Consider the following 24523-nt stretch of genomic DNA (forward strand, 5'->3'; position numbering starts at 1 on the left):
AATTTAAGACAGGGGGCACAATTCATGGTTTCAAGTGAAGTGGCAGTTCAAAATTCGGTAGGCTTGCATGCAAGACCTGCAACATTTTTCATTCAAAGAGCAAATGAATTTAAGTCAAGCATATGGGTTGAGAAAGACGAAAGACGTGTAAACGCAAAGAGTCTTTTGGGAGTTCTTTCATTGGGTATCGTTAAGGGTACATCAATATCAATCATTGCTGACGGTAGTGATGAAGAAGAGGCAGTTAAGACTTTGGTTGAATTGATTGAATCTAATTTCTCTGAATAATTTTAAATAATATTTAAGAAAATAACTCTGCATTATTATGTAGAGTTATTTTTGGTGTAAGGAGGTGGCAATATGTTTGATTTGGAACAGGAGTTAAAGAATTTACCCGAAGATCCGGGTGTGTATATAATGCACGACAAGGACGATAAAATAATATATGTCGGTAAGGCGAAGATACTTAAAAACCGTGTCAGACAGTATTTTCAGAAAAATTCAAACCACACACCTAAAGTTCTTGCAATGGTGTCGAACGTGGCATATTTTGAATATATTGTCACAGACTCCGAAACAGAGGCGCTTGCGCTTGAATGTAATCTTATAAAAAAGCACAGACCGAAGTATAATATACTTTTAAAGGACGACAAGCATTATCCGTATATAAAAGTCACGATAAACGAACCGTATCCAAAGGTTTTGAAAGTCCGCAGACTTTTAAAGGACGGTGCGAAATATTACGGACCGTATGTGTCGGGAATAACAATAAAAAATACTCTTGAGCTTGTGCAGAAACTTTTTAAACCGCCGACCTGTCACAGAAAATTTCCGGACGATATAAGAAAAGGCAGACCGTGTCTTAATTATCACATCAATAACTGCTTTGCACCGTGTACGGGAAAGGTTTCAAAAGAGGAATACAGACAGGTGTTTTTTAATATTTGCCGTTTCCTTGACGGCAACCACAAGGAGCTTATAGCAGAACTGACAGAGCAAATGATGAAGGCTTCACAGAATATGGAGTACGAGAAAGCGGCTGATTTAAGGGATAAAATTCAAGCCGTAAAGGATATAGAAGAACATCAGAAGATTATAAATACCGATAAACAGAACGATAAAGACGTCATTGCACTTGCAAGGGAAGAAAGCGTTGCATTTTGTGAGGTATTCTTTATCAGAAACGGTAAAGTTATCGGCAGAGAAAGCTATAAAATTGACAACACACAGCACAGTACAAATGAAGAAATACTTACCGATTTTGTAAAGCAGTTTTATCAAAACAGTGAATTTATACCCGAAGAAATCTTGACCGAATACGAAGTTGACGACAGTGAAGCGATAATGAAGTGGCTCAGCGGTATAAGAAAACGCAAAGTTACTATTGCAATGCCAAAACGCGGCGAAAAACTTCATTTGGTTGAAATGGTGCGTAAAAATGCCGATATTGCACTTGGTAATTATAAAATTAAGGTGATGAAAGAACGTGAAAAGAATACTGTTCTTGATATGATGCAGGAACAGCTAAGACTTGAAAAACGTCCTTACAGAATTGAGGCATACGATATTTCAAATATTCAGGGTACGGATAATGTCGGTGCAATGGTTGTATTTGAAAACGGTAAGCCTGCGAAACGTAAATACAGAATATTCAAGATAAAATCGTTTGAGGGTGCGGACGATTATGCGGCTATGCGTGAGGTCATATACAGACGTTTCAGGCACGCGCTTGAGGAGGAAGAACAGGTTGAAAAGGGTACGCTTTTGAAACGAAACGCAAAGTTTTTGCCTTTGCCTGACCTTATACTGCTTGACGGCGGTAAAGGGCATTTAAACGTGATAACAGAACTTCTGGATATGATTGAAGTCGATATTGAAACATTCGGTATGGTGAAGAATGACAAGCACAGAACAAGAGGACTTGTTTCAAAAAACGGTGAAATCGAACTCAGTGCAACAAGTCCCGTATTTAAACTTATAACTCACATTCAAGACGAAGTTCACGATACCGCAATATCATATCACAGAAAATTGAGAGGTAAAATCAATTCCGAACTTGATAAAATAAACGGAATTGGTGAAAAAAGGCGAAAAGCCCTATTGACTACTTTCAAAACTATTGATAAAATAAAAGAGGCGACTTTGGACGAATTGTTAAACGTCAAAGAAATGGACAGTAAATCGGCACAAAGCGTATATGATTATTTTCGGAGGAATAGCGATGTTTAAGCTTAACAGGAAAAACGGTGTTTCGTATTACACAATTACATCATTTGAGGAAACAGGACTTGTAAAACACGGTTTTTCCACTCGTGAGGGCGGCGTCAGCGACGGCTGTTACAGCAGTATGAATTTTCGTTTTCACTGTGATGATACACGCGAAAATGTACTTAAAAACTTTGAAATAATGGCTGATACGCTTGGTATGGACTATAATAAACTTGTGCTTTCAAAACAAGTTCACGAAGATGTTATTCATACCGTGACAGAGGACGATTTCGGAAACGGTATTGTGCGTGAAAACAAGTTTGAGAGCGTTGATGCGCTTATTACGGATAAGAAAGGTATTCCTATGGTTACGCTGTTCGCCGACTGCGTACCGTTGTTTTTTCTTGACAAAAAGCTCGGAGTAGCCGCATTGGCACATTCGGGTTGGAAAGGTACGGTAAAGCGAATAGGTCAGAAAACAATCGAAAAAATGAAAAGAGATTACGGAAGCCGTGCGGAAGATATTTTAACCGCTATCGGTCCGTCAATACAGGAGTGTCATTTTGAAGTAGGTGACGAAGTTGCCGAAATATTTATAAAGGAATTCGGTGAAGATACCGCGGTGAAATACGGTGAAAAGTATCACGTTAATATGCAGAAAGCAATCGAAAAACAATTTATTGAAAGCGGTATATTGAAAGAAAATATCGATAATTGCGGAATATGCACTTACTGTAACAGTGATTTACTGTTTTCGCACAGAAAGACAAACGGAAAAAGAGGAAATCTCGGTGCATTTATTGAGTTAATATAGATTTGGAGAATGAGATGAGAAGGATAAAGGGTTTAGTGGCGGTGTTGCTTGCCGTATGTACAGTTTTTTCTGTAACAGGGTGCGATACCGTTGAAAGAATTAAAGAGAGAATATCACAGGAAACTGTTGATGAAGAAAAGGTTGCAGATGAAAATAAGACGGAAGTATCAAACAGCATAAGCGTGGGATTGCTTGATTTTGATACGTTTAATCCGCTTTTGACAAAATCGGAAACGGTTAAAGAGTGTATGGAATTTGTGTATGAACCGCTTTTTGAACTTAACGAAAAAATGCAGGCAGTACCGATTTTGGCTGAAAGCTATACTGTATCTCCCGATGGCAGAACGATTGATATTACGCTTAAAAACAACATACAATGGCAGGACGGCTCAAATTTCAACGCGTATGATGTAAGCTATACATTTAAGCAAATACGTTCCGGTGTTACTAATTACACATCTGTGTTTGCAAATATGGCGGATTATATGGCAACTGGCGACTATACGTTTCAGATTGTATTGAATTACGCAGTGCCGAATTTTGTGTCACTTTTGACATTTCCGATAGTGAAATATCAAAGTGATATGAAAGGCAATGCGAATTATATACCGATGGGAACAGGTCCTTATAAGTATAATTCACAGTTAAGCACAGGCAAGCTGTTGTTTTCGGCATTTGACAATTATCACAACGGCAGAGCAAAAATCGACAGCCTTTATGCTTATACCGTACCCGACTTGCAGAAGTATGAATCAATGTTTGAAGCAAGCGAAATTGACCTTATGACAGGCAGAACGGTAGACCTTTCGGAGTATACACCGAGAGGCAGTGCAAGAAATAATGAGTATATAACAAATCAAATGACTTTTATCGGGTATAATACGGCAAATCCGTTGCTTTCGGGCGTTGAAACAAGACAGGGTCTGTCGAATATTGTTGATAAGGACAGTATCGTAAATTCAACGATATATTCGCGCGGTAAGGCAAGCAATATTCCGATTAATCCGTCATCAATTTTCTATTATGACACAAGTACAAAATTTAAGCCTGATGAAATTTTGACAACACAGCATTTGGGCAATGATAAATGGGGCTTGGACAATGACGGAAAATATGTACGCCATGTCGGTGCGCAAAAACAGGTTTTGCAATTTGAAATTTTGACAAACAGTGACAGTGCGGAAAAGGTTAATATAGCAAACGAAGTGGCAGACAGTTATACAAGATTCGGTATTCCGACAACAGTTACTGCACTTCCGTATGATGAATATATTGCAAGAATTAATGCGAAAAATTATGATATAATGATAGGTGAGATAGAAGTCAGTGCAAATAATGACTTGACTCCGCTTGTATCGTCGACAGATAATTATTTCTCGTATGCAAATCCCGACCTTGATATGCTTATCGGTCAGCTTGGAATGACGAATGACGAAGAACAGCAAAAGGCTTTATTCCGTCAGTATGGTGACATAATAGTGAATGATATGCCGTTTACTGTATTGTTTTTCAGAAAAGGCAATGTAATGTCAGGCTCAAAAATTAAAAGCGAAATTCTGCCGTCTGTTGACAGAATGTTCAGAAATATTGAAACTTGGAGTGTGACGGAATGAAAATAGTAGTAATCGGTGCCGGTGCGGCAGGACTTTTGGCGGCAGGAAAAGCCGCCGAAACGGCTGATGAAGTGGTAATAATCGAAAAGAACGATATAATCGGCAAAAAACTTCTCATAACAGGCAAGGGAAGATGTAATATAACAAATTCAGCCGATATTGAGGATATGATAGGTCAATATCCGAGAAATGCGAAGTTTTTGTATTCGGCACTATATACGTTTACAAATGACGATATAATACGAATTATTGAAGAAAACGGCGTTAAAACAAAAGTTGAAAGAGGCGGCAGGGTATTTCCTGTAAGCGATAAGTCGCAGGACGTTGTAAAGGCTCTTAAAAAGTACGCTTTCAAGCCGAATGTGTCGCTTGTACATGATACGGTAAAGTCACTTATAATCAGTGGCGGTACCGTAAAAGGCGTAAAGACGTCTAAAACGTCAATTACGGCGGACAGAGTGATAATATGTACCGGCGGTAAATCATATCCGAGAACAGGTTCTACGGGCGACGGATACAAATTCGCAAAACAAGCGGGACATACAATTATCGAGCCTAAAGCGTCGCTTATACCTGTTTTAACGGAAGAAAAGTTCGTTAAGGATATAATGGGCTTGTCGCTGAGAAACATTAAAATAACGGCATTTAATCAGAAAAACCAAAAGGTGTATTCCGATTTCGGAGAAATGCTTTTTACGCATTTCGGAATTTCGGGGCCGGTAGTGCTTTCGATGTCGGCATATCTGAAAAATATCGGTAAGGAAAAATATAAAATAGAGATAGATTTAAAACCGGCTTTGACCGATGAACAGCTTAACGCAAGAGTGCTCAGAGATTTTGAAAAATACAGTAAAAAGCACCTTGTAAACAGTCTTGACGATTTGCTTCCGAAAGCACTTATACCGATTGTAATATCACTCTCGGGAATAGAGCCGCATAAGGCAGTAAATGAAATTACGAGAGAAGAAAGAAACGGGCTTGTTCACGTTTTGAAACACTTTACACTTACCGCAGTCGGCGTACGGCCTGTCGAGGAGGCTATCGTAACAGCCGGCGGAGTTAAGGTAAGCGAAATAAATCCGTCCACAATGGAATCAAAACTTGTGAGCGGTTTGTATTTTGCCGGTGAAGTGATTGACATAGACGGTTATACAGGCGGATATAATTTGCAGGCGGCATTTTCGACAGGCTATCTTGCAGGTATGAATGCAGCCGAATAGCATAGAAAGGAACAGTTGTGGATATGGAAGTTGGCAGCAGAGAGGTTTGTAAGGCGGCTATACAAATTGCGCTTACAGATTCAAGAGAAGAAGAAATTGAGATGAAAGCAAAAAATAAGGAAAACGGTATTCTTTCCGTTGCAGTCGATTTCGGCAGTGATTTCGGCAGTGCGGTACCGAAAGTGCTTGAAAGAGCGGTTGTTGCGGCGAAACGTGAAAATGTTATATCTTCAACCCATGCGGAAGAAGGTGCGGTTGCCGGTGCGGCACATGAGGCGATTCAGCAGATTGTCGATAAGTGCGTCGGACTTAATCTCGGCGGTAAAATCGGTATTGCAAGATACGGTTCACATATCGGTGTATGCGTATTTTTTGCTATCGGTTTATTGAATCTTAACGATGTCGCAATCGGTATGGGACACAGAGTAGTGTAATCAAAGGAGAATGGTAGTATGGTAAGAGCAATAAGAGGAGCAACAACGGTTGAAAATAATGACAGAGAAGAAATTATAGAGGCGACAAAGGAAATGCTTGAAACTATAATTTCGGAAAACAATATAAAAACAGAAGATATGGTGTCTGTCATTTTTACGGTAACACCCGATCTTGACAAAGTTTTCCCGGCTGTTGCGGCAAGAAAAATGGGGATAGTTGATGTACCATTGCTTGATATGAGCGAGCCGGAAATTGACGGTGCATTAAAGAAGTGTATAAGAATTTTAATGCACATAAATTCCGATAAACAAAATAAAGATATGGTACACGCATATTTAAGGGGTGCAACGGTGTTGCGTCCCGATTTGGTAAAATAAATCTAAAGGAGAACAAAATGAAATATATTTCAGTTGCGGTGGACGGACCGGCAGGAGCAGGTAAAAGCTCCGTTTCAAAGGCTGTTGCCAAAAGTCTTGGCTATACATACATAGATACGGGTGCAATGTATCGTGCGGTTGCACTTTTTGCTATTAACAACGGAATAGACGCGAAAAATGAAACAGAAAAACTGGTAAGCCGTCTTAACGAAGTGGAAATCGACATAAAATATACAGATGAGGGACAGCAGATTTATTTATTAGGCGAGAATGTTTCAAAGCGTATCAGAGAAGAAGACGTTTCTGTAGGTGCGTCAAATGTTGCGGTAATTCCCGAAGTCAGAAAAAAACTTGTTGAACTTCAAAGAAAAATGGCTGAAAGTGCAAATGTTATAATGGACGGTCGTGACATATGCTCATATGTACTTCCGAATGCGGACGTTAAGATTTTTCTTACCGCATCGGCTGAATCAAGAGCGAAAAGAAGATATGACGAACTTTGCGAAAAAGGTATTGAATGTGATTTTGAGAAAATTAAAGCCGATATGGAATATCGTGACAAGAACGATTCTCAAAGAGCCGTTGCGCCTTTGAAAAAAGCTGATGACGCAATATTGATTGATACGACAGAATATGATTTTGACGGCGCGGTTAAGCTTGTAAAAGACTTAATTCTTGAAAAAACGGAGGGCTGAAATATGCTATATAAATTTTTAAGCGGTTTAGCAAAAGGCGTTACACACTGTATTTTCAGAGTAAAAGTAGTGGGCAAGGAAAATGTTCCGAAAGACGGCGGTATGATACTTGCCGTAAACCATAAAAGTAATTGGGATCCGATTTTTGCAGGGGCATATTGTCCGCGTCCGCTAAGATTTATGGCAAAAGCCGACTTGTTTAAAAATAAGCTTTTCGGCGGACTTATAAAAAAACTCGGTGCGTTTCCGATACAGCGCGGCAGAGGCGATATAGGTGCTATAAAAGGTGCGTTTTCAATATTAAAAAATAATGACGCAATGCTTATTTTTCCTGAAGGTCACAGAATAAAAAACGGCAAGAGAGTAAAGGCTAAATTGGGTGTTTCGATGATTGCCGTGTATGCCAAAGTGCCTGTCATTCCGCTTTGCATAAGCGGTGAATACAAGCCTTTTCACAAGGTCACAGTAACATTCGGTAAACCTATTACGTTTGAAGAATATTATGGCAAAAAGCCTGATAATGAAACTTTGCAGACACTTGCCGATGAAGTTATGCAGACAATTTATTCGTTTGACAATACAGATATTAAGAAAATCGGAGAACAAAAATGATTAATGTTGCAAAAACGGCAGGATTCTGCTACGGTGTAAAAAGAGCGGTGGACGATGTTTATAAAGAAATCGAAAACGGTAAAAAAATCGCAACGCTCGGACCGCTTATTCATAATAGGCAGGTAATCGAAGATTTGGCGAGCAAGGGCGTGTATGCGTATGACAGTATAGAGGATATTCCGAGTGACCATACGGTTGTTATAAGGGCACACGGAGTGCCGAAAGCTGTTTATGACAAGATGAACGGTCGTGAGTATATTGACCTTACCTGTCCTTTTGTGGCAAAGATACATAAAATTGTATCGAAACATCACAAAGAGGGGTATCAAATTATTATTGTCGGCGATAAAAACCATCCGGAAGTTATTGGAATAAATGGCTGGTGCGATAACAAAGCTGTCATAATTAACGACGTGAAAAGTGAAATTGACGGTAATTTAGCCTCAAAAGACATATGTATTGTAGCACAAACCACAATTAATAGAGATTTTTTTGGTGAAATCGTACAAAATGTAAAAAAAACTTGCAAAAGTACCCTAGTTTTTGATACAATATGTAGTGCGACGAAGGATAGGCAAAAAGAGGCAGACGAACTTTCGAGAAATTCGGACATGATGATTGTAATCGGGGGAAAGGAAAGCTCAAATACAAGAAAGCTGTTTGAAATATCAAAGCGAAACTGTAAACACACCTATCACATCGAAACTTTTGAGGATTTACCTCAAGAAAAAACATATAATAAAATAGGTATTACTGCAGGAGCGTCTACACCCGGCAGTATTATCGAGGAGGTAGTAAAGGCTATGAGTGAAAATTTAAAAAATGAGGAGAACTTTGCAGAACTGTTTGCACAGTATGAAAGTAAAACTCTTAATAACGGGGACATTGTAGAGGGAACAGTTGTAGAAGTTCGCAATAATGAGGTCATCGTTGATTTGGGTGGCTTTAAGTATAACGGACAATTAGCAGCTGATCAGCTTACTGATGACCCTGCACTTAAGCCGTCTGATGTAGTAAAAGAAGGCGATACAATCAAGGTTTACGTTGTAGGCGTAAACGATGCTGAGGGTAAAGTAGTTCTATCAAGAAAGAAATTGGTAGCTATGGAAAGCTGGAACAAAATCAAAGAAGCTTATGAATCAGGCGAGACTTTGGAAGGAAAGATTATAAAGGCTGTTAAGGGCGGTGTTATTGCACTTACAGACGGTTCTCAGGTATTTATCCCTGCACGTCAGGCATCCGGAAGATTTGTACAGGACCTTCAAAGCCTTGTAGGAACAACTGTAAACTATAAGATAATCGAAATCGACGAAAGAAGAAGACGTGTTATCGGTTCAGTCAGAGTTATTCTTGAGGCTGCAAGAAAAGAAAAAGAAGAAAAGTTCTGGGCAGAGGCTGAAGTTGGCAAGAAGTATCAAGGTACTGTTAAGTCACTGACATCATTCGGTGCATTCGTTGACATCGGCGGTGTTGACGGTCTTGTTCACATCAGTGAACTTTCATGGAATAAAATCAAGCACCCTTCAGAAGTTGTTAAAGAGGGTGACGTTCTTGATGTTTACATTAAGGACCTTAACAGAGAAACAAAGAAGATTTCTCTTGGATTTAAGAAGATTGAGGACAATCCTTGGACAATTGCTCAATCAAAGATTAATGTAGGTGACGTTGTTAAGTGTAAAATAGTTCGTATGATGCCATTCGGCGCATTCGCTGAAATTATGCCTAACGTAGACGGTCTTATCCACATTTCTCAAATTGCTGACAGAAGAATCGGCAAGCCGGAAGATGTTCTTACAATCGGTGAAGAAGTTGAGGCTAAGGTTACAGATCTTAACTGGGACGAAAAGAAGATCAGTCTTTCAATCCGTGCTCTAATTCCTACACCTGAAAAGGAAGAAGAAGTTAAGGAAGAAGAAGCTCCTGTAGAAGACCATAATGCTGAAACACTTGTTTATTCAACAGACCCTGAGGTAGAAGTTGAAGATGCAATCGAAGTTGAGGCTGACGACGCTGAATAATTCAGAATATTAAAAGGGTATTGCAATGCAATATCCTTTTTTTTATGCTTGGTTTTACTTTAATATCCCATTTCCTTGATTTTTGGACGCATTTGTGATACAATAGAAAAAATAATTGGTATATTTTCTGATATATGCAGTTAAGTTTAGTCAGAAAATTCGGAGTAATATGATAAAATAAGAATTTCGGAGGAATAATTTAGTATGAACAAATTAGATGAATTCAAGTATAATGTTGCCGGAAAGAATATAACTGTAATCGGAATCGGCATATCAAATTTGCCGCTTATAAAATATCTTGTGTCACTCGGTGCGAATGTAACGGCTTGTGACAGAAGAAGTGCAGAAGATTTGGGGGAGAATTATACCGAACTTGAGAAGTTGGGCGTAAAGTTCAATCTTGGTGACGGTTATCTTAACAATCTTTCTGGCGATATGATATTTAAAACTCCGGGAATGAGATATGACGTACCTGAACTTTTAAAAGCTAAGGAAAACGGAAGTATCGTAACAAGTGAAATGGAAGTGTTTTTTGAAGTGTGTCCGTCACATATAATTGCCGTTACAGGCAGTGACGGTAAGACAACAACAACGACGCTTATCCATAAAATGATGACTGATGCAGGCTATAAAACATGGCTCGGCGGAAATATCGGAAATCCGCTTTTGACTGATACCGAAAAAATGAAAGAAAACGACTGGGTAATTCTTGAACTTTCTTCATTCCAACTTCATACAATGAGAAAATCACCTGAAATTGCGGTTATCACAAACATAAGTCCGAACCACCTTGATATGCACAAAGATTACAAGGAATATATCGACGCAAAGAAAAATATAATGCTTTATCAGAATGAAGGCGATACGCTTATCGTAAATGCAGATAATCAAGTTACGGCAGATATAGGCAAGAGTGCAAACGGTGCGGTTAAGTATTTCTCAAGAAACGGTATGGCTGATGTATATCTTGACGGAAATATTATAAAAAGAGGTATAGTAGAAATACTTAATATCAAGGACATTAAAATACCGGGTATGCACAATGTCGAAAATTATATGGCTGCTATTGCCGCAGTAAGCGGTTTGGTGAGCAAGGAAGTTATAGTAAACGTTGCAAAAACTTTCGGCGGTGTGGAACACAGAATTGAGCTTGTAAGAACACTTGACGGAGTTAAGTATTATAACAGCTCAATAGATTCAAGCCCTAACAGAACGATAAACACTCTAAGAGTATTTCCTAATAAGGTTATAATAATAGCCGGCGGTAAGGATAAGGGTATTCCTTATGACGAAATAGGACCTGCACTTGCCGAACACGTTAAGGTGCTTATATTAATCGGTGCAACATCGGATAAAATTCAAGAGGCGCTTGACGCTGAAATAAATAAGACCGGAAACGGTAAAGATATAGAGGTAATTCGTGCAACGTCTTATGAGGATGCAGTTAATACAGCAAGAAGTAAGGCACATGACGGTGACGTTGTTCTTCTGTCACCGGCAAGCACAAGTTTTGATATGTTCAGAAACTTTGAAGAAAGAGGAAATCTATTTAAGAAAATAGTAAACGAGTTGAATTAATATGAGAAAACTTATAAGAAAATTAAGTGATATGCGTGGTATATCGGGATTTGAATATCGTTTGACAGACCAAATTGCCGATATGTTTAAAAAGTATTGTGATGATGTAAAAATCGATTCTTTAGGCAGTGTGATTGCGGTAAAACGCAGTAATAAACCTAACGCACCTAAATTGATGATTGAGGCACATTGTGACGAAATAGGATTGATTGTCACATCAATTACGGATGAGGGATATTTGACATTCGCGAATGTCGGCGGTGTTGACGAAAGAACACTTCCGTCAACCGAAGTGACTGTACACGGCAAAGAAGATTTGTGGGGAGTAATAGGTATAAAGCCGAATTACTTACTGGAGCAAGGAAAGACAGCCAAATTAAAAGAATTGGCGGTTGATACAGGCTTGAGTGCTGAAAAAGTTAAAGAACTTGTAGCAGTCGGTGACAGTATAACTCTTGCACAGTCTGTAGGCAGACTCGGCAAAAAGCAATTCAGCGGTAAATCGCTTGACGACAGAGCAAGCGTTGCGGCTATAATGCGTGTTATGAAAAATATCAAAGATTTGGATATTGACATTGATGTGTATGCCGTTGCGGCAGTACAGGAGGAAGTCGGCTGCAGAGGTGGTAAAACCACTGCATACGGCATTAATCCGGATATGGCGGTTGCGATTGATGTGTGTCACGGTATAACGCCTGACAATTCGGATAATGCGTTTGAAGTCGGAACGGGTACTGTTCTTTCGGTAGGTCCTAATCTCCACCCAAAACTTACTGATGAACTTTTTGCGGTATCAAAACGTCACGGAATAAAGGTAAGTACGGACGTTGACGGCGGTAATACAGGTACGGACGCTTGGGAGATACAAGTTGCGTGTGACGGTGTGCCGACGGCACTTATATCAATACCGCTTAAATATATGCACACATCGGTTGAAACTTTGGCGGTTTCAGATGTTAAAGCGACAGTTAATCTGCTGACTGAATTTATAAAAGAACAGAGGGGAGAATTACAATGGCTGAACTTCTGAAAAAAATGTCTGAAATAAATGCTGTAAGCGGAAATGAAAACGATATACGAAATTTGATAATTGCGGAAATTGAAGATAAGGTTGACGATATTACCGTTGATACAATGGGTAATGTTATTGCATATAAAAAAGGCAGTGACAGCGGTAAAAAAATCGCGGTTGCGGTTAATATGGACGAACCCGGTTTTATCATAAGCGGAGTAACCGAAAAGGGTTATTTGAAATTTAAAGCGGTAGGAAATATTGACCCGCGAAAAATTATTTCAAAAAAGGTTGTAATCGGTGCTGATAAAATCAAGGGTGTTATCGGTATGAAAGCGATACACTTGCAGACAAAGTCCGAACGTGAAAATGTTGTGGCAGTTTCAAAGCTGTTTATTGACATCGGCGCAAAGGACAAAGAGGATGCGGAAAAGTACGTTAAACTCGGCGATTATGTGACTTTTGACACTGAATTTATGCAAATTGGCAGTAACGTCAAAGGCAAAGCACTTGACAGGAGCGGTATTTGTACCTCGCTTATAAATGCGATTGATAAAGAATATAAATACGACACATATATGTGCTTTTTGGTACAGCGTGAAGTCGGTGCAAGAGGTGCGAAAATTGTATCGCACAGAATAAATGCCGATGTTATATTGTCGGTTTCATCTGCCGAAACAGCCGATATGTACGGTTGTGAAAGTAATGCGGGTGCAAAACTCGGTGACGGTGCGGTTGTTAATTTTGCAGACAGAACAATAATTGCGGATAAAGAAATAACCGAAAAAATGGTTAAAGCCGCTAAAAAGGCGAAAATAAAGCTACAGTCTCAGGTTTTAATGCCACAGACAAGTGACGGCGGTGCAATGCAGAGCGGAGCGGACGGTGCAATATGCTTGAGTGCGTCTGTTCCTTGCAGATATTCTCATTCGCCTGTTTCCGTAATGTCACTTGATGATATTAACAGTATGACGGAGTATATCAGATTATTTTTAAATAAAATCGGAGAAATGATATAATGGATATTTTAAATGTATTGGAAAAAGCAACACAAATAAACAGTGTTTCGGGCTCGGAAAATGAAATCAGAAAGTTTATTTCCGATAATGTAAAAAAGTATTGTGACGAACTTTTGGTTGACGCAATGGGGAATCTTATCGCTCATAAAAAAGGCAGCGGCAAAAAGATTATGTTCGCGGCACATATGGACGAGATTGGTATAATTGTAACCGATATTGACGATAAAGGCTTTGTGCGTTTTTCGTCAGTCGGCGGACTTAATTTGAGAAATCTTGTAAATCTTCGTGTGCGTTTTGCAAACGGCGTTGAGGGCGTAATAGGTGCAGAGGAAGAAAGTTTTAAAGATAAGCCGGCTATAAGCAAATTATATGTTGATTTGGGTGCGGCAGATAAGAAAGAGGCTGAAAAAACAGTTTCAATCGGTGATACCGCGTCATTTGTCGGCGGATTTGTGAAGTGTGGCGATAATGTTGTTTCAAAGGCTCTCGACAACAGAGTCGGCTGTGCGATTTTAATGCAGGCTTTGAGTGAAATAAAAGATTGTGAAAACGACTTGTATTTCGTGTTTACAACTCAAGAGGAAGTGGGACTTCGCGGAGCGAAAACGGCAGCTTTTGCGATTAATCCCGATATTGCGGTAGCGGTTGATGTTACCGATACGGGCGATACACCGTCCGCACCGACTATGGCGATTGAACTCGGTAAGGGTACGGCTATAAAGGTTATGGACCGTTCGATTATGTGTGATGCAGATGTTCGCACAATGATGATTGAAACTGCTAAGAAAAACAAAATTCCGTATCAGCTTGAAATTATGACGGACGGCGGTACAGACGCAGGTGCAATTCATCTTACAAGAGCAGGAATTAAGACGGGCGGTATTTCCGTACCGACAAGATATGTACATTCACCGTCTGAAATGGCAAGCGTGAGTGACATAGAAAACAGCGTTAAACTTTTGTATAATATAGCAATAGCTCAGTGGTAATCGGAGGTGTATTATATTGGCAACTTGGGGAGTTCATTTAAGAGTGGCAAGGTGTTTTATTGATAATTTGATCGCTAAAAAATATCATAGAGAGTTTGTTATAGGCAGTGTTGCGCCTGACTGCGGATACGGGGTCAAGGACAGTTTTGGTGAGTTTACACCGCCGCCTAAAATAACTCATTGGTCACCGAGCGGTATGAAACGTGATTGCCGATATAATGACTTCCAAAAGGAATACCTAAACGATAAATCAAACGCCGATTATTGGTTTTACCTTGGGTATTATGTGCATTTGCTGACGGATATAATGTGGTCGGTTACGATGTATATGCCGACAAGGGTTAAATATGCGGAGGAATATAAGAAAAACCCCGAATTTTTAAAGGTTATAAAAAAGGATTGGAATGATATTGATGTATGGCATTTAAGAAGTCTTACATATCATCCGACTTTTGATATACTGAAAAATGCGGGTGAAATAAAAGATTATCTGCCGTATTACGAGCATAATCAGCTTACAAAACAGGTTAAGTTTATTGTTGATTATTACGAAAGCTACAGTTCAAATATGGACAGAGAATTTGAATATACACAAAAAGAAGATATTCAGAATTTTGTTGAATGTTCATGTGAATTGCTTTATAAAGTTTTAAAAGAAAAAGAACTTATCTGATCAGATAAGTTCTTTTCTGTATTTGGGAATATTTGAACTGTCGTTAAATGCAATGATTGAATTTGTACTTGATGTTATAGGCTCGTCAAGGTCGGTGATTTGACGACCGTCAACGATACCGCCGACTATAACCGTTTCGGGAGAAGTATATCCGCTGTCGTGAAGAAGTGACGAAACAGGCAAGCCTATCGGCACTTTGTAATTATTCGGCGGAAGAATATCATCGCCTGAAACCGTTATAATTTTTTCCGTAACAGGCTTTTGAAGTGTAAGTGCGTCATAGATGTTGCAAAGTGTTTCGGGTGACAGTATGACGATATTTATTTTGTCAATATCCTTGCCTGTAAGCGTTTTCACAAGAATGTCATCTCTGCTTTGCGGATAACGTGCTTTGAGCGAGCAGAGAGAAATATTTTCGTTATATCTAAGATTTAGTTTGAAATCGGAAAATATCTTTTTTGTATTATTTTCAACGGCTATAATTGCCTTTTTTGTATTAAGAATTTTCATCACAATGTTAAGACTTTTTAAGATTTTTTCGGTGTTTCCGAGTGAGGCAAACTGCGGTGAGGAAACATATGGGTCACTGTCAAATGTAGGTACTATAATATATTCAGGGGTTTTTTCAGTACCTAAAAGTATGTGTGCCGGAATACCGTTTCTGACTTCGCAAATACCTGCCTCACGAATAATCCACAACATTTCACGCGTGGTAAGAGAATCAATATCATCCGTTTTTTGAGTTTGGACTGCGGTGTACTTCATATTATTTTCAACGCATATAAACGTATCGCTTACAGATGTAACAATACCCGATACGGAACTGTATAACGGCATTGCGTCATAGCTTTCAAGATCGGCAATTTTTGAACCGATTTCAACCGTATCACCGACTTCGACAAGCGGACTTAACGTAACATCGGTGTTTTGAACAAGATTAAAAAAGTATACAGGTGCAGGGAGCGGTGAATGTATTTCGGCTGATTTATCAAATCCGTTATGCTTTTTATATTTTTTTGCTCCGCGAAATGAAATTGACATTTTAAATTCCCCTTATCACTTAATTATTAAAGGAATTTTACCATAGAACGAAAAAAAATGCAAATATAAATCAATAAATCAATGCGATAAAAACTATTGAAAAAAAGCAATTTGTGGTGTATAATATGTATAATAGGGGTAGTGAGGTGATACATTTATGAAAAGAATAGCGGTAATACCTAATAACAGTAAGGATATAGGCCTGGTAAACACAAAGCGACTTGTTGAATTTTTAAACGGAAAAGCTGAAATTTATATAGATGAGGCGTACAGCGTTCTTGGATTGAATGTTAATTACGTTGCCGAAAGCGAGATACTTGACAATGCGGAATATCTTATTGTTCTCGGCGGTGACGGTACTATTTTGCAGAGAGCTGCGGAATGTGCAAAAAGAAAAATTCCCGTATTGGGAATAAATCTCGGTAAAATCGGTTTTATGACCGAGATTGAAATAGACGATATGGAGGACGCTATTTCAAAGTTTTTGCAGGATGATTTCACCATTGAAAAAAGAATGATGATGAAAGCGGAAATAAGAAAAGAAAATAAAATCCAATTTTCGTTTCATGCACTCAATGACGTTGTGGTGTCGAAAGTGGCGGGCGAAAAACTTATCTATATGGAACTTTCGACTGACGGTGTAGCGGTAAACAGATACACCGCCGACGGACTTATAATCGCAACACCGACAGGCTCTACGGGTTATTCAATATCAGCCGGCGGACCGGTGGTAGACCCTTGTATGCGATTGTATGTTGCGACTCCGATATGTGCGCATATGTTGTCTGTCAGAAGTGCGGTACTTTCGTCAAACAAGGATATAAGAATAAAGCTTGACGGAGAATACGGAAATGCGGACGCGGTTGTTACGGCGGACGGTGACATTCAGGGATATATAAAAAATGCGGACGAAGTAATAATTACCGAATCCGAATATGATTTTGAACTAATAAAAATCGGTGAACAGTCGTTTTACGACACATTAATTAAAAAGTTATCGTAATTAGGGAGGATAAGAGTTGAAGTACAAAAGACAGGGTCAAATTCTCAGAATAATTCATGAGAAGAATATCAAGACTCATGAACAACTTATAGGTGAACTCAATAAGTGCGGGTATAATGTTACACAAGCGACTGTATCAAGAGATATTAAGGAACTTGGACTTATAAAAATACCGTTGCCTGACGGCGGAAGCGTTTATTCATCTTCTAAGGATATTCCGGAGGAACTTGACAGACGTATAAATATGATTACCGATACGGTAATCAGCGTTGATTATGCAATGAATAATATCGTTGTGAAAACATATCCTGGAATGGCGTCGGCTGTTGCGGCGTCTGTTGACGCGTCTATGCGTAACGAGTTCTTGGGTTCTATTGCCGGTGATGATACATTGCTCATAATTGCAAGAAATGAAGAAAAGGCAGCGGAAATTGCAGAAAAATTGATTCAATTATTTCAGTAAGGAGTATTACAAAGTATGTTAAACCAGCTTTCTGTCAGAAATGTAGCGGTGATAGATAAACTTGACATAAATTTGCATGACGGTGTAAGTGTGCTTACAGGTGAAACCGGTGCGGGCAAATCGATTATAATAGATTCGATAAATATGATTTTGGGCGACAGAGCAAATAAAGAGCTTGTAAGATACGGTACGGATAAGGCTGTTGTACAAGCTGTTTTTGACGCACCTAAAAGTGTTATAAATATTCTTGAAGAAAACGATATTGACGTTGAGGACGGAACTGTTATAATTACACGACAAGTTACAAAAGAGGGAAAAAGCGTAGCGAGAATAAACGGAATGGTTGTAACGCTTAACATACTTCGTGAAATATCGGACAGACTTATTAATATTCACGGTCAGCACGATAATCAGGCACTTTTGACGCCGATAAGACATATTACGTTTTTGGACGCGTATGCCGATAATGAAGAATATATAAATCAATATAAGGATATATTATCAAAAAAACGTGAAATAGAAAAGAAGATTTCTTCGCTTGAAATGGACGAGCAGGAAAAAATGCAGAGGATTGACTTGCTTGAATATCAAGTTAAGGAAATAAAAAAAGCGTCGCTTGAAAAAGGCGAGGAGGACGATTTAAGAGAACAACGTGATATATACACAAATGCGGAGCAGATAACAAAGTCCGTCAACGAGGCATATATGAACTTGTATGAGGGCGATGAAATACAGTCCGCGTATGACGGTATAAGTATTGCGGTGAATGAAATTTCTCAGATAAGCGACCTAAATCCTCAGCTTAAATCGATTTATGACACTTTAAACGAAATTATGTATTCGCTTGAAGATACGGCACACGAAATAAAAGAGTTCGGCGAAACGGTTGAATTTGACGAGCAAACTTTAAATGAGATTGAAGAACGACTTGATTTGATTTCAAGATTGAAACGCAAATACGGAAACAGTATTGAAGAAATACTTGAATATTTGAAAACAGCCGAAAGCGAACTTAATGATATAAAACTAAGTGACGAGAGAACAAACGAACTAAAAGAAGAACTTGAAAGCATAATGAAAGAGCTTAAAGAAAAGGGAAATATACTTACGCAAAGACGTGAAAATGCCGCAAAAGTTCTTGAAGAAAATATCGAAAAGTCGTTGCACGAGCTTAATATGGAAAAATCCAAATTTAAGGTTAATATAGAGAATGACGGTACATTTTACGATAACGGTATGGATAAGGTTGAATTTTTAATCAGCACCAATCCGGGTGAACCGTTAAAGCCGCTTGTTAAGATTGCGTCGGGCGGTGAATTGTCAAGAGTAATGCTTGCGATAAAGTCGATTTTGGCTGATTCGGACGGCGTTGATACGATGATATTCGATGAAATCGATACCGGTGTTTCCGGTAAGGCGGCAATGAGTATTGCAAAAAAACTTGCGGTTATTGCAAAAAATAAGCAGGTTATTTGTATTACACACCTTCCGCAACTTACGGCAATGGCGGATAATCATTATTTGATACAGAAGAATACAGACGGTGAAATGGCGTCTACAACTTTAAAGGAGCTTGACGAAGAAGGCAGAGAACTTGAACTTGCGAGAATAATCGACGGCGGCGAGGTTACGGAACTTGCTTTAAGTCACGCAAAGCAAATGCTTGAAAATGCTAAAAATAATTAAAAATGTGCAGTAGGGAGGCGACATAATGGAATCACAGACAATGAAACACTCACATTCGATACTTGCACAGCTTGTATTGCCAATGCAGGCTAATCCGGCGGGGAATGTGCACGGTGGTGAAATTATGAAAATGATGGACAGTGCGGCAGGGGTTGCGGCACAGAAACACGCCCACACAAACGTTGTCACCGCACGAGTTGACGAGCTTAATTTTAAAAAGCCGGTGCTTGTGGGTGAGCTTGTAACGTGTAAGGCACAGGTTATATATGCGGGACGTTCGTCAATGGAGGTCTTTGTGACAGTTGAGTCTGAGGATCTTATTACAGGAAATAAACAGATTGCATTGACCGCATTTTTTACGATGGTTTCGCTTGATGAAAACGGTAAGCCGTCACCTGTACCGAAGCTTGTTTACGATGAAAATAATGCGTATGAGAGTAAATTATATAAAGTCGGCGAAAAAAAGCACATTTTGCATAATCAGAGAAAATCTTAATATATGATTTTGTTTGCAATTTGTTTTAGGATATGTTATAATATCAAAGCAGTTTGACGAAAGGAGAATTTCTATGGCGGATAAAAAAGAAAATACAAAAACTCTTGCACAGAATAAAAAAGCACGTCACGAGTATTTTATTTTGGAAACAATAGAGGCCGGCATAGAATTAGCCGGAACAGAAGTTAAATCTGCAAGATTGGGTAAGGTTAATCTTACAGACGCGTATGCGTCAATCAAAAACGGGGAAGTATTTATAAAGCAGATGAATATAAGCCCTTTTGAACAGGGAAATATATTTAATCGTGACCCTCTTAGGGACAGAAAACTTCTTCTTCATAAGAAAGAAATATTGAAACTTACAAACCAAATACAGCAGGACGGTTATGCTTTAATTCCTCTTGCAGTGTATTTGAAAGGTTCTTTGGTTAAAGTATCTTTGGCAGTTGCAAAGGGTAAAAAACTTTATGATAAGCGTGAAGATATTGCAAAGAAAGACGCAAAACGTAATATTGAGCGGTCGATAAAAAATTATAACCGTTATTAATATGGGGGTGCAATGGTTTCGACGGGGATGTTGAATCCCGAGTAGCGAGTAGTGTTGAGTGCCACTTAAAACGGCTCAAACTTTTAAATATAAACGCTAACGATACAGAATTAGCTTACGCTGCCTAATTGCGGCGTTGTCTCCCCTGTGAGTACCACGGCATAGGGCAAGGCATCATTTTAGTGGTGAACGTGAGTAAAGGGATGTCCTGACCTTTTCCATGATTTAAGGACTACCGATGATATAACTTTGGTTGTGGAGTAGTATCAAAGGGAATATTGACCATAACCTGCACTCGGAGAAACTTGGGTGGATATGTTTTCGGACAGGAGTTCGATTCTCCTCACCTCCACCAATTAAAAAACAAACCGCTAAGTTTGGCGGTTTGTTTTTGTTTTAAATAGGTTGTACACGTTTTTCTTACGGAATATATTTCAGTTAAATAATAAAGGATACAATATCTATACGAAACGGCACAACAAAGGCGCCATTAGGTAGTATAAATATTGTATCCTTAACAGATAGTATAGTCTATAATGAAGTAAATGTCAAGAATTTTTAAGGCAGAATGTAGATAATAAAATTATTTTGTGATATTAATTTCAATAAAAAAGCCGTTGTCTTACTCCAGAAGTCAAGGCTCCGATTGCCAAGCGTCCTGTTTCGCAACAACGGCTTTATACATAGTATACGTGAAAAATTTACAGATGTCAATCTTAAAATTGAAAATTAACCTTGAAATATGATATTTATTAATTTAAGAATGAGAGGATAAAATATGAAAAATCAAGAAAAAGACTTAAAGAATGAGAACACGGGCAGTACAAGAAGAAAGTTGACAAAGGAAGAATTGACAGCTTTATGTCGAAGAATGGAGAAACACGTGCAGAAATTCGGAGAGTATATGAGAATGGTAGAAGAAGAACGTGAAAGAGCAGAACAAGAGAAAAATCAAAAATAAAAAAAACCGCCTACTCTGATATGCACCCCAAAAGTTAGACACTTTTGGAGGTGCATATCACAAGACCGACACAAAATGATGTGATTTCTATTCTTGTCTGATAAACAAAAACAAAAGCACGTTTTAAACGTGCTTTTTTCTTACCCAAGAAAGAACATAGGTAAATTATTTTGAATGTTTTGTCTGTCATTGTATAGACAAAAAGTGAATTATGTTATATAATAATATAAATAAATATGGCGTAATATAATACAGTACAGCCAAGACGGAGGAAAGGTTATGGCGAATTACGAAGAAAAAACAGTGCTTATGGATGAGGCTACCTCAAAAAGAGCGGTCAGCCGAATTGCATATGAAATTGTTGAGAGAAATCGAGGAACTGAAAATCTTGTCATAATAGGTATTCAAACGAAAGGTGTATCACTTGCAAAGCTTATAATCAAGAAAATCGAAGAAATCGAGGGTATTAAGCTTGAACTCGGAAGTCTTGATATAACGTTTTACAGAGATGATTTGACAAGACTCAGCAAGCACCCGGTAGTTGCGGGAAACGACATTGCATTTTCAATAGAGGATAAGAAAATAATCTTAGTTGACGATGTATTGTATTCAGGCAGAACTATAAGGGCGGCGATGGAAGAACTTTTTGACATGGGACGTCCGGAAAAAATCGAACTTGCGGTACTTGTAGACAGAGGAAACCGAGAACTTCCTATCCGTGCTGACTACATTGGAAAAGATGTTCCGACTTCGCATGATGAATATATTGATGTTGTAATAAACGATGATAAATTAGAAAAAGTATCAATATGCGGTAAGGGGGATAATTAATAATGAAGAAAGATTTACTCGGACTTAAAGACATAAGTGCGAAAGAAATAGAAAACATACTTGAAACAGCCGGAACGATGAAACTTATATTAGGTCAGCCTAATAAAAAGACTCCTCATCTTCAAGGCAAAACTGTTGTAAATCTATTTTATGAAAACAGTACAAGAACAAGATTATCTTTTGAGCTTGCGGCTAAATATATGAGTGCCAACGCGGCTAATATTACTGCAAGCGGTTCATCGGTACAGAAAGGCGAAACGCTTATAGACACTGCCGAAACAATCAATGCAATGGGTACCGATATTCTTGTAATGCGACATAATATGAGCGGTGCACCGCATCTTATCGCTCCGCTTGTAAGTGCGTCGGTAATCAATGCCGGTGACGGTATGGACGAACACCCTACACAAGCACTTTTGGATATGCTTACAATCAAGGAGAAGAAAGGCGGATTTAAAGGCCTTAAAGTTGCGATTATAGGCGATATTTACCACAGCAGAGTTGTGAGAAGTAATGTTTACGGACTTACAAAGCTTGGTGCAGATGTAAGCGTAGGCGGCCCTACAACGCTTATGCCTCCGGGAATGGAAAGACTTGGAGTAAAAGTATTTAACAATGTTGAGGACGCAATAAAAGACGCAGATGTTGTTATGGGACTTAGAATACAACTTGAAAGACAGAAAAAAGGCTTGTTCCCAAGTATAAGAGAATATTACAGATTCTTCGGAGTTGACAACGAGAGATTAAAACTTGCCAAACCGGGCGCACTTGTAATGCACCCGGGACCGGTAAATCGCGGTGTGGAATTTTCATCAAGCGTCATTGACGGCGAACAAAGCGTTATAAACGAACAGGTTACAAACGGTGTTGCAGTCAGAATGGCGGTTATGTATATATTGTCAAGAGGCGGATTTGAAGACTAACGAAAGGGAAAGAATATGAAGATATTAATTAAAGGCGGTAGGGTAGTTGACCCTAAAAATGATTTTGATAAAGTAGCGGACGTACTTGTGGATAATGGCATTATATCCGAAATAGGCGAAAACATTAATGCCGACGGTGACGTTACCGTTATAGATGCAGAAGGTAAAATTGTGTCACCTGGACTTGTTGATATGCACAGCCATTTGAGAGATCCGGGACAGGAATATAAAGAAGATATTGAATCGGGTACAAGAAGTGCCGCAATGGGCGGTATCACATCAATCGCTTGTATGCCGAATACAAAGCCTGTAACAGACAGTGAGCCGATTGTTACTTATATAAAGACAAAGGCTAAGGAAGTCGGTCATGTAAACGTATATCCGATAGGCTCAATTTCAAAAGGTCTTGAGGGTAAGGAACTTGCTGAAATCGGCGAACTTAAAAATGCCGGTGCGGTTGCAATATCAGATGACGGCAGACCTGTTGTTGAATCAGGGCTTATGCGAAGAGCGTTGGAATATGCAAAAATGTTTGATATAGCCGTTATATCTCACTGCGAGGATTTGGGACTTGCCGACGGCGGTCAGATGAACGAGGGCTTTATGGCAACATATCTTGGTTTAAAGGGTATAACAAGAGCGGCAGAAGAAGTAATGGTTTCAAGAGATATACTAATCGCAGAAGCTACACATACTGCAATTCACATTGCACACGTAAGTACAAGAGGTTCTGTTGAACTTGTAAGACAGGCTAAAAAACGCGGAGTAAACGTTACTTGCGAAACTTGCCCGCATTACTTTACACTTACTGAAAATGCTGTTGACGGCTTTAATACAAATGCGAAAATGAACCCGCCTTTAAGAACTTCTGACGATGTCGAGGCAATCAAAGAGGGATTGAAAGACGGAACGATTGATTGTATCGTAACAGACCACGCACCGCACCATATTGATGAGAAAAATTGCGAGTTTGCACTTGCATTAAACGGTATCGTAGGTTTTGAAACATCATTGGGATTGGGACTTCAATACCTTGTAAAATCCGGTGTTTTGACTTTGAACGAACTTATTGAAAAAATGGCAGTTAATCCGTCAAGAATACTAAGAATTAATAAAGGCAGTTTGTCAATAGACGCAGACGCCGATATTACGATATTTGATCCGTCAAAAGAATGGACGGTTGATATTTCAAAATTCCAGTCAAAGAGCAAAAACTCTCCGTTTGACGGCTTTACTCTTTGCGGTAAACCGGAATACGTTATAGTAGGCGGAAAAATAGTTGTAAGCAATGGTGAACTTGCATAGGAGG

The 24523-nt window shown here is 38.9% G+C and carries 25 protein-coding genes and 1 other RNA gene; 25 read left to right on the top strand and 1 reads right to left on the bottom strand.

Features of this window, described 5'->3' with window-relative positions; translation table 11 throughout:
- The first annotated feature begins 24 nt into the window (after positions 1 to 24).
- The 15 genes from LKE05_RS04965 to LKE05_RS05035 all read left to right on the top strand — a co-directional run bounded on the left by LKE05_RS04965 (position 25) and on the right by LKE05_RS05035 (position 15263).
- On the top strand, positions 25 to 288 hold the full coding sequence (locus tag LKE05_RS04965) for an HPr family phosphocarrier protein (RefSeq protein WP_022230813.1): 264 nt from the start codon (positions 25 to 27) through the stop codon (positions 286 to 288).
- A gap of 72 nt (positions 289 to 360) precedes the next feature.
- Entirely contained in the window at positions 361 to 2229 is a 1869-nt protein-coding gene (uvrC, locus tag LKE05_RS04970; protein ID WP_117967866.1) for an excinuclease ABC subunit UvrC, read from the top strand.
- Positions 2222 to 3022, top strand: a complete 801-nt coding sequence (pgeF, locus tag LKE05_RS04975) for a peptidoglycan editing factor PgeF (RefSeq protein ID WP_308456138.1) — start codon at positions 2222 to 2224, stop codon at positions 3020 to 3022. Before uvrC ends, pgeF begins: the two co-directional genes overlap by 8 nt.
- Before the next feature lie 14 nt (positions 3023 to 3036).
- The gene (locus tag LKE05_RS04980; protein WP_308456139.1) at positions 3037 to 4635 is read left to right on the top strand and encodes an ABC transporter substrate-binding protein; all 1599 of its coding nucleotides are present in this window, start codon (positions 3037 to 3039) and stop codon (positions 4633 to 4635) included.
- A complete protein-coding gene (locus LKE05_RS04985; RefSeq protein WP_308456140.1) occupies positions 4632 to 5855 on the top strand; it encodes a BaiN/RdsA family NAD(P)/FAD-dependent oxidoreductase in 1224 nt (407 codons plus the stop codon). Before LKE05_RS04980 ends, LKE05_RS04985 begins: the two co-directional genes overlap by 4 nt.
- Positions 5856 to 5878: 23 nt before the next feature.
- Entirely contained in the window at positions 5879 to 6289 is a 411-nt protein-coding gene (locus LKE05_RS04990) for a HutP family protein (protein ID WP_308456141.1), read from the top strand.
- A gap of 18 nt (positions 6290 to 6307) precedes the next feature.
- Positions 6308 to 6667: a chorismate mutase gene (aroH, locus tag LKE05_RS04995; protein WP_147514839.1), complete on the top strand. Its 360-nt coding sequence runs from the start codon at positions 6308 to 6310 to the stop codon at positions 6665 to 6667.
- Positions 6668 to 6684: 17 nt separating this feature from the next.
- On the top strand, positions 6685 to 7362 hold the full coding sequence (gene cmk, locus LKE05_RS05000; RefSeq protein WP_308456142.1) for a (d)CMP kinase: 678 nt from the start codon (positions 6685 to 6687) through the stop codon (positions 7360 to 7362).
- Positions 7363 to 7365: 3 nt separating this feature from the next.
- Positions 7366 to 7974 (top strand): lysophospholipid acyltransferase family protein, encoded by a 609-nt coding sequence (locus LKE05_RS05005; protein WP_117967880.1) that lies wholly within the window; start codon positions 7366 to 7368, stop codon positions 7972 to 7974.
- Positions 7971 to 9992, top strand: a complete 2022-nt coding sequence (locus tag LKE05_RS05010) for a bifunctional 4-hydroxy-3-methylbut-2-enyl diphosphate reductase/30S ribosomal protein S1 (protein WP_308456143.1) — start codon at positions 7971 to 7973, stop codon at positions 9990 to 9992. Before LKE05_RS05005 ends, LKE05_RS05010 begins: the two co-directional genes overlap by 4 nt.
- A 204-nt stretch (positions 9993 to 10196) precedes the next feature.
- Positions 10197 to 11570 carry a UDP-N-acetylmuramoyl-L-alanine--D-glutamate ligase gene (murD, locus tag LKE05_RS05015; RefSeq protein ID WP_308456144.1) on the top strand — a complete coding sequence of 458 codons (1374 nt, stop codon included), beginning with the start codon at positions 10197 to 10199 and terminating at the stop codon, positions 11568 to 11570.
- Position 11571: 1 nt separating this feature from the next.
- On the top strand, positions 11572 to 12600 hold the full coding sequence (locus LKE05_RS05020) for a zinc-binding metallopeptidase family protein (RefSeq protein WP_117967888.1): 1029 nt from the start codon (positions 11572 to 11574) through the stop codon (positions 12598 to 12600).
- A complete protein-coding gene (locus tag LKE05_RS05025; protein ID WP_308456145.1) occupies positions 12585 to 13601 on the top strand; it encodes a M42 family metallopeptidase in 1017 nt (338 codons plus the stop codon). Before LKE05_RS05020 ends, LKE05_RS05025 begins: the two co-directional genes overlap by 16 nt.
- Positions 13601 to 14590, top strand: a complete 990-nt coding sequence (locus tag LKE05_RS05030) for a M42 family metallopeptidase (protein ID WP_489711274.1) — start codon at positions 13601 to 13603, stop codon at positions 14588 to 14590. Before LKE05_RS05025 ends, LKE05_RS05030 begins: the two co-directional genes overlap by 1 nt.
- Before the next feature lie 16 nt (positions 14591 to 14606).
- Positions 14607 to 15263 carry a zinc dependent phospholipase C family protein gene (locus tag LKE05_RS05035; protein WP_308456146.1) on the top strand — a complete coding sequence of 219 codons (657 nt, stop codon included), beginning with the start codon at positions 14607 to 14609 and terminating at the stop codon, positions 15261 to 15263.
- Here LKE05_RS05035 and LKE05_RS05040 read toward each other — a convergent pair whose 3' ends face one another.
- Positions 15264 to 16304, bottom strand: coding sequence for a hypothetical protein (locus LKE05_RS05040; RefSeq protein WP_308456147.1), 1041 nt, complete (start codon positions 16302 to 16304; stop codon positions 15264 to 15266).
- A 157-nt stretch (positions 16305 to 16461) separates the two neighbouring features.
- Between LKE05_RS05040 and LKE05_RS05045 the strand changes: the two genes are divergently transcribed.
- From LKE05_RS05045 to LKE05_RS05090, 10 genes are all read left to right on the top strand, one after another.
- The gene (locus LKE05_RS05045; RefSeq protein WP_117967899.1) at positions 16462 to 17307 is read left to right on the top strand and encodes an NAD(+)/NADH kinase; all 846 of its coding nucleotides are present in this window, start codon (positions 16462 to 16464) and stop codon (positions 17305 to 17307) included.
- A 16-nt stretch (positions 17308 to 17323) separates the two neighbouring features.
- Complete coding sequence (gene argR / locus LKE05_RS05050; protein WP_022230830.1) at positions 17324 to 17770, top strand: arginine repressor; 447 nt, start codon at positions 17324 to 17326, stop codon at positions 17768 to 17770.
- 15 nt (positions 17771 to 17785) lie between these two features.
- Entirely contained in the window at positions 17786 to 19456 is a 1671-nt protein-coding gene (recN, locus tag LKE05_RS05055) for a DNA repair protein RecN (protein WP_308456148.1), read from the top strand.
- A 25-nt stretch (positions 19457 to 19481) separates the two neighbouring features.
- Positions 19482 to 19952 (top strand): acyl-CoA thioesterase, encoded by a 471-nt coding sequence (locus LKE05_RS05060; protein WP_117967904.1) that lies wholly within the window; start codon positions 19482 to 19484, stop codon positions 19950 to 19952.
- 73 nt (positions 19953 to 20025) lie between these two features.
- Entirely contained in the window at positions 20026 to 20499 is a 474-nt protein-coding gene (smpB, locus tag LKE05_RS05065) for an SsrA-binding protein SmpB (RefSeq protein WP_022230833.1), read from the top strand.
- 3 nt (positions 20500 to 20502) lie between these two features.
- Positions 20503 to 20854: a transfer-messenger RNA gene (gene ssrA, locus LKE05_RS05070) on the top strand.
- Positions 20855 to 21277: 423 nt separating this feature from the next.
- The gene (locus tag LKE05_RS05075; RefSeq protein WP_308456149.1) at positions 21278 to 21460 is read left to right on the top strand and encodes a hypothetical protein; all 183 of its coding nucleotides are present in this window, start codon (positions 21278 to 21280) and stop codon (positions 21458 to 21460) included.
- Between the two features lie 279 nt (positions 21461 to 21739).
- Positions 21740 to 22291, top strand: a complete 552-nt coding sequence (gene pyrR / locus LKE05_RS05080) for a bifunctional pyr operon transcriptional regulator/uracil phosphoribosyltransferase PyrR (protein WP_117967918.1) — start codon at positions 21740 to 21742, stop codon at positions 22289 to 22291.
- A gap of 2 nt (positions 22292 to 22293) precedes the next feature.
- The gene (locus LKE05_RS05085) at positions 22294 to 23214 is read left to right on the top strand and encodes an aspartate carbamoyltransferase catalytic subunit (protein ID WP_117967920.1); all 921 of its coding nucleotides are present in this window, start codon (positions 22294 to 22296) and stop codon (positions 23212 to 23214) included.
- Between the two features lie 15 nt (positions 23215 to 23229).
- Positions 23230 to 24519 (top strand): dihydroorotase, encoded by a 1290-nt coding sequence (locus LKE05_RS05090; RefSeq protein WP_308456150.1) that lies wholly within the window; start codon positions 23230 to 23232, stop codon positions 24517 to 24519.
- Positions 24520 to 24523: the final 4 nt, after the last annotated feature.

Origin of the sequence: Hominilimicola fabiformis, assembly GCF_020687385.1 — a bacterium.
Classification (GTDB): domain Bacteria; phylum Bacillota; class Clostridia; order UBA1381; family UBA1381; genus Hominilimicola; species Hominilimicola fabiformis.

Bases quoted from the DNA above. Each gene is read 5' to 3' on its own strand.
- aroH (WP_147514839.1), top strand. From the start codon at position 6,308: ATGGTAAGAGCAATAAGAGGAGCAACAACGGTTGAAAATAATGACAGA.
- pyrR (WP_117967918.1), top strand. From the start codon at position 21,740: ATGGCGAATTACGAAGAAAAAACAGTGCTTATGGATGAGGCTACCTCA.
- LKE05_RS05085 (WP_117967920.1), top strand. From the start codon at position 22,294: ATGAAGAAAGATTTACTCGGACTTAAAGACATAAGTGCGAAAGAAATA.
- LKE05_RS05005 (WP_117967880.1), top strand. From the start codon at position 7,366: ATGCTATATAAATTTTTAAGCGGTTTAGCAAAAGGCGTTACACACTGT.
- LKE05_RS04990 (WP_308456141.1), top strand. From the start codon at position 5,879: ATGGAAGTTGGCAGCAGAGAGGTTTGTAAGGCGGCTATACAAATTGCG.
- LKE05_RS05030 (WP_489711274.1), top strand. From the start codon at position 13,601: ATGGATATTTTAAATGTATTGGAAAAAGCAACACAAATAAACAGTGTT.
- recN (WP_308456148.1), top strand. From the start codon at position 17,786: ATGTTAAACCAGCTTTCTGTCAGAAATGTAGCGGTGATAGATAAACTT.
- LKE05_RS05045 (WP_117967899.1), top strand. From the start codon at position 16,462: ATGAAAAGAATAGCGGTAATACCTAATAACAGTAAGGATATAGGCCTG.
- LKE05_RS05090 (WP_308456150.1), top strand. From the start codon at position 23,230: ATGAAGATATTAATTAAAGGCGGTAGGGTAGTTGACCCTAAAAATGAT.
- murD (WP_308456144.1), top strand. From the start codon at position 10,197: ATGAACAAATTAGATGAATTCAAGTATAATGTTGCCGGAAAGAATATA.
- LKE05_RS04980 (WP_308456139.1), top strand. From the start codon at position 3,037: ATGAGAAGGATAAAGGGTTTAGTGGCGGTGTTGCTTGCCGTATGTACA.
- LKE05_RS05060 (WP_117967904.1), top strand. From the start codon at position 19,482: ATGGAATCACAGACAATGAAACACTCACATTCGATACTTGCACAGCTT.
- LKE05_RS05025 (WP_308456145.1), top strand. From the start codon at position 12,585: ATGGCTGAACTTCTGAAAAAAATGTCTGAAATAAATGCTGTAAGCGGA.
- uvrC (WP_117967866.1), top strand. From the start codon at position 361: ATGTTTGATTTGGAACAGGAGTTAAAGAATTTACCCGAAGATCCGGGT.
- pgeF (WP_308456138.1), top strand. From the start codon at position 2,222: ATGTTTAAGCTTAACAGGAAAAACGGTGTTTCGTATTACACAATTACA.
- smpB (WP_022230833.1), top strand. From the start codon at position 20,026: ATGGCGGATAAAAAAGAAAATACAAAAACTCTTGCACAGAATAAAAAA.
- LKE05_RS05020 (WP_117967888.1), top strand. From the start codon at position 11,572: ATGAGAAAACTTATAAGAAAATTAAGTGATATGCGTGGTATATCGGGA.
- LKE05_RS05010 (WP_308456143.1), top strand. From the start codon at position 7,971: ATGATTAATGTTGCAAAAACGGCAGGATTCTGCTACGGTGTAAAAAGA.
- LKE05_RS05075 (WP_308456149.1), top strand. From the start codon at position 21,278: ATGAAAAATCAAGAAAAAGACTTAAAGAATGAGAACACGGGCAGTACA.
- LKE05_RS04965 (WP_022230813.1), top strand. From the start codon at position 25: ATGGTTTCAAGTGAAGTGGCAGTTCAAAATTCGGTAGGCTTGCATGCA.
- LKE05_RS05040 (WP_308456147.1), bottom strand. From the start codon at position 16,304: ATGTCAATTTCATTTCGCGGAGCAAAAAAATATAAAAAGCATAACGGA.
- cmk (WP_308456142.1), top strand. From the start codon at position 6,685: ATGAAATATATTTCAGTTGCGGTGGACGGACCGGCAGGAGCAGGTAAA.
- LKE05_RS04985 (WP_308456140.1), top strand. From the start codon at position 4,632: ATGAAAATAGTAGTAATCGGTGCCGGTGCGGCAGGACTTTTGGCGGCA.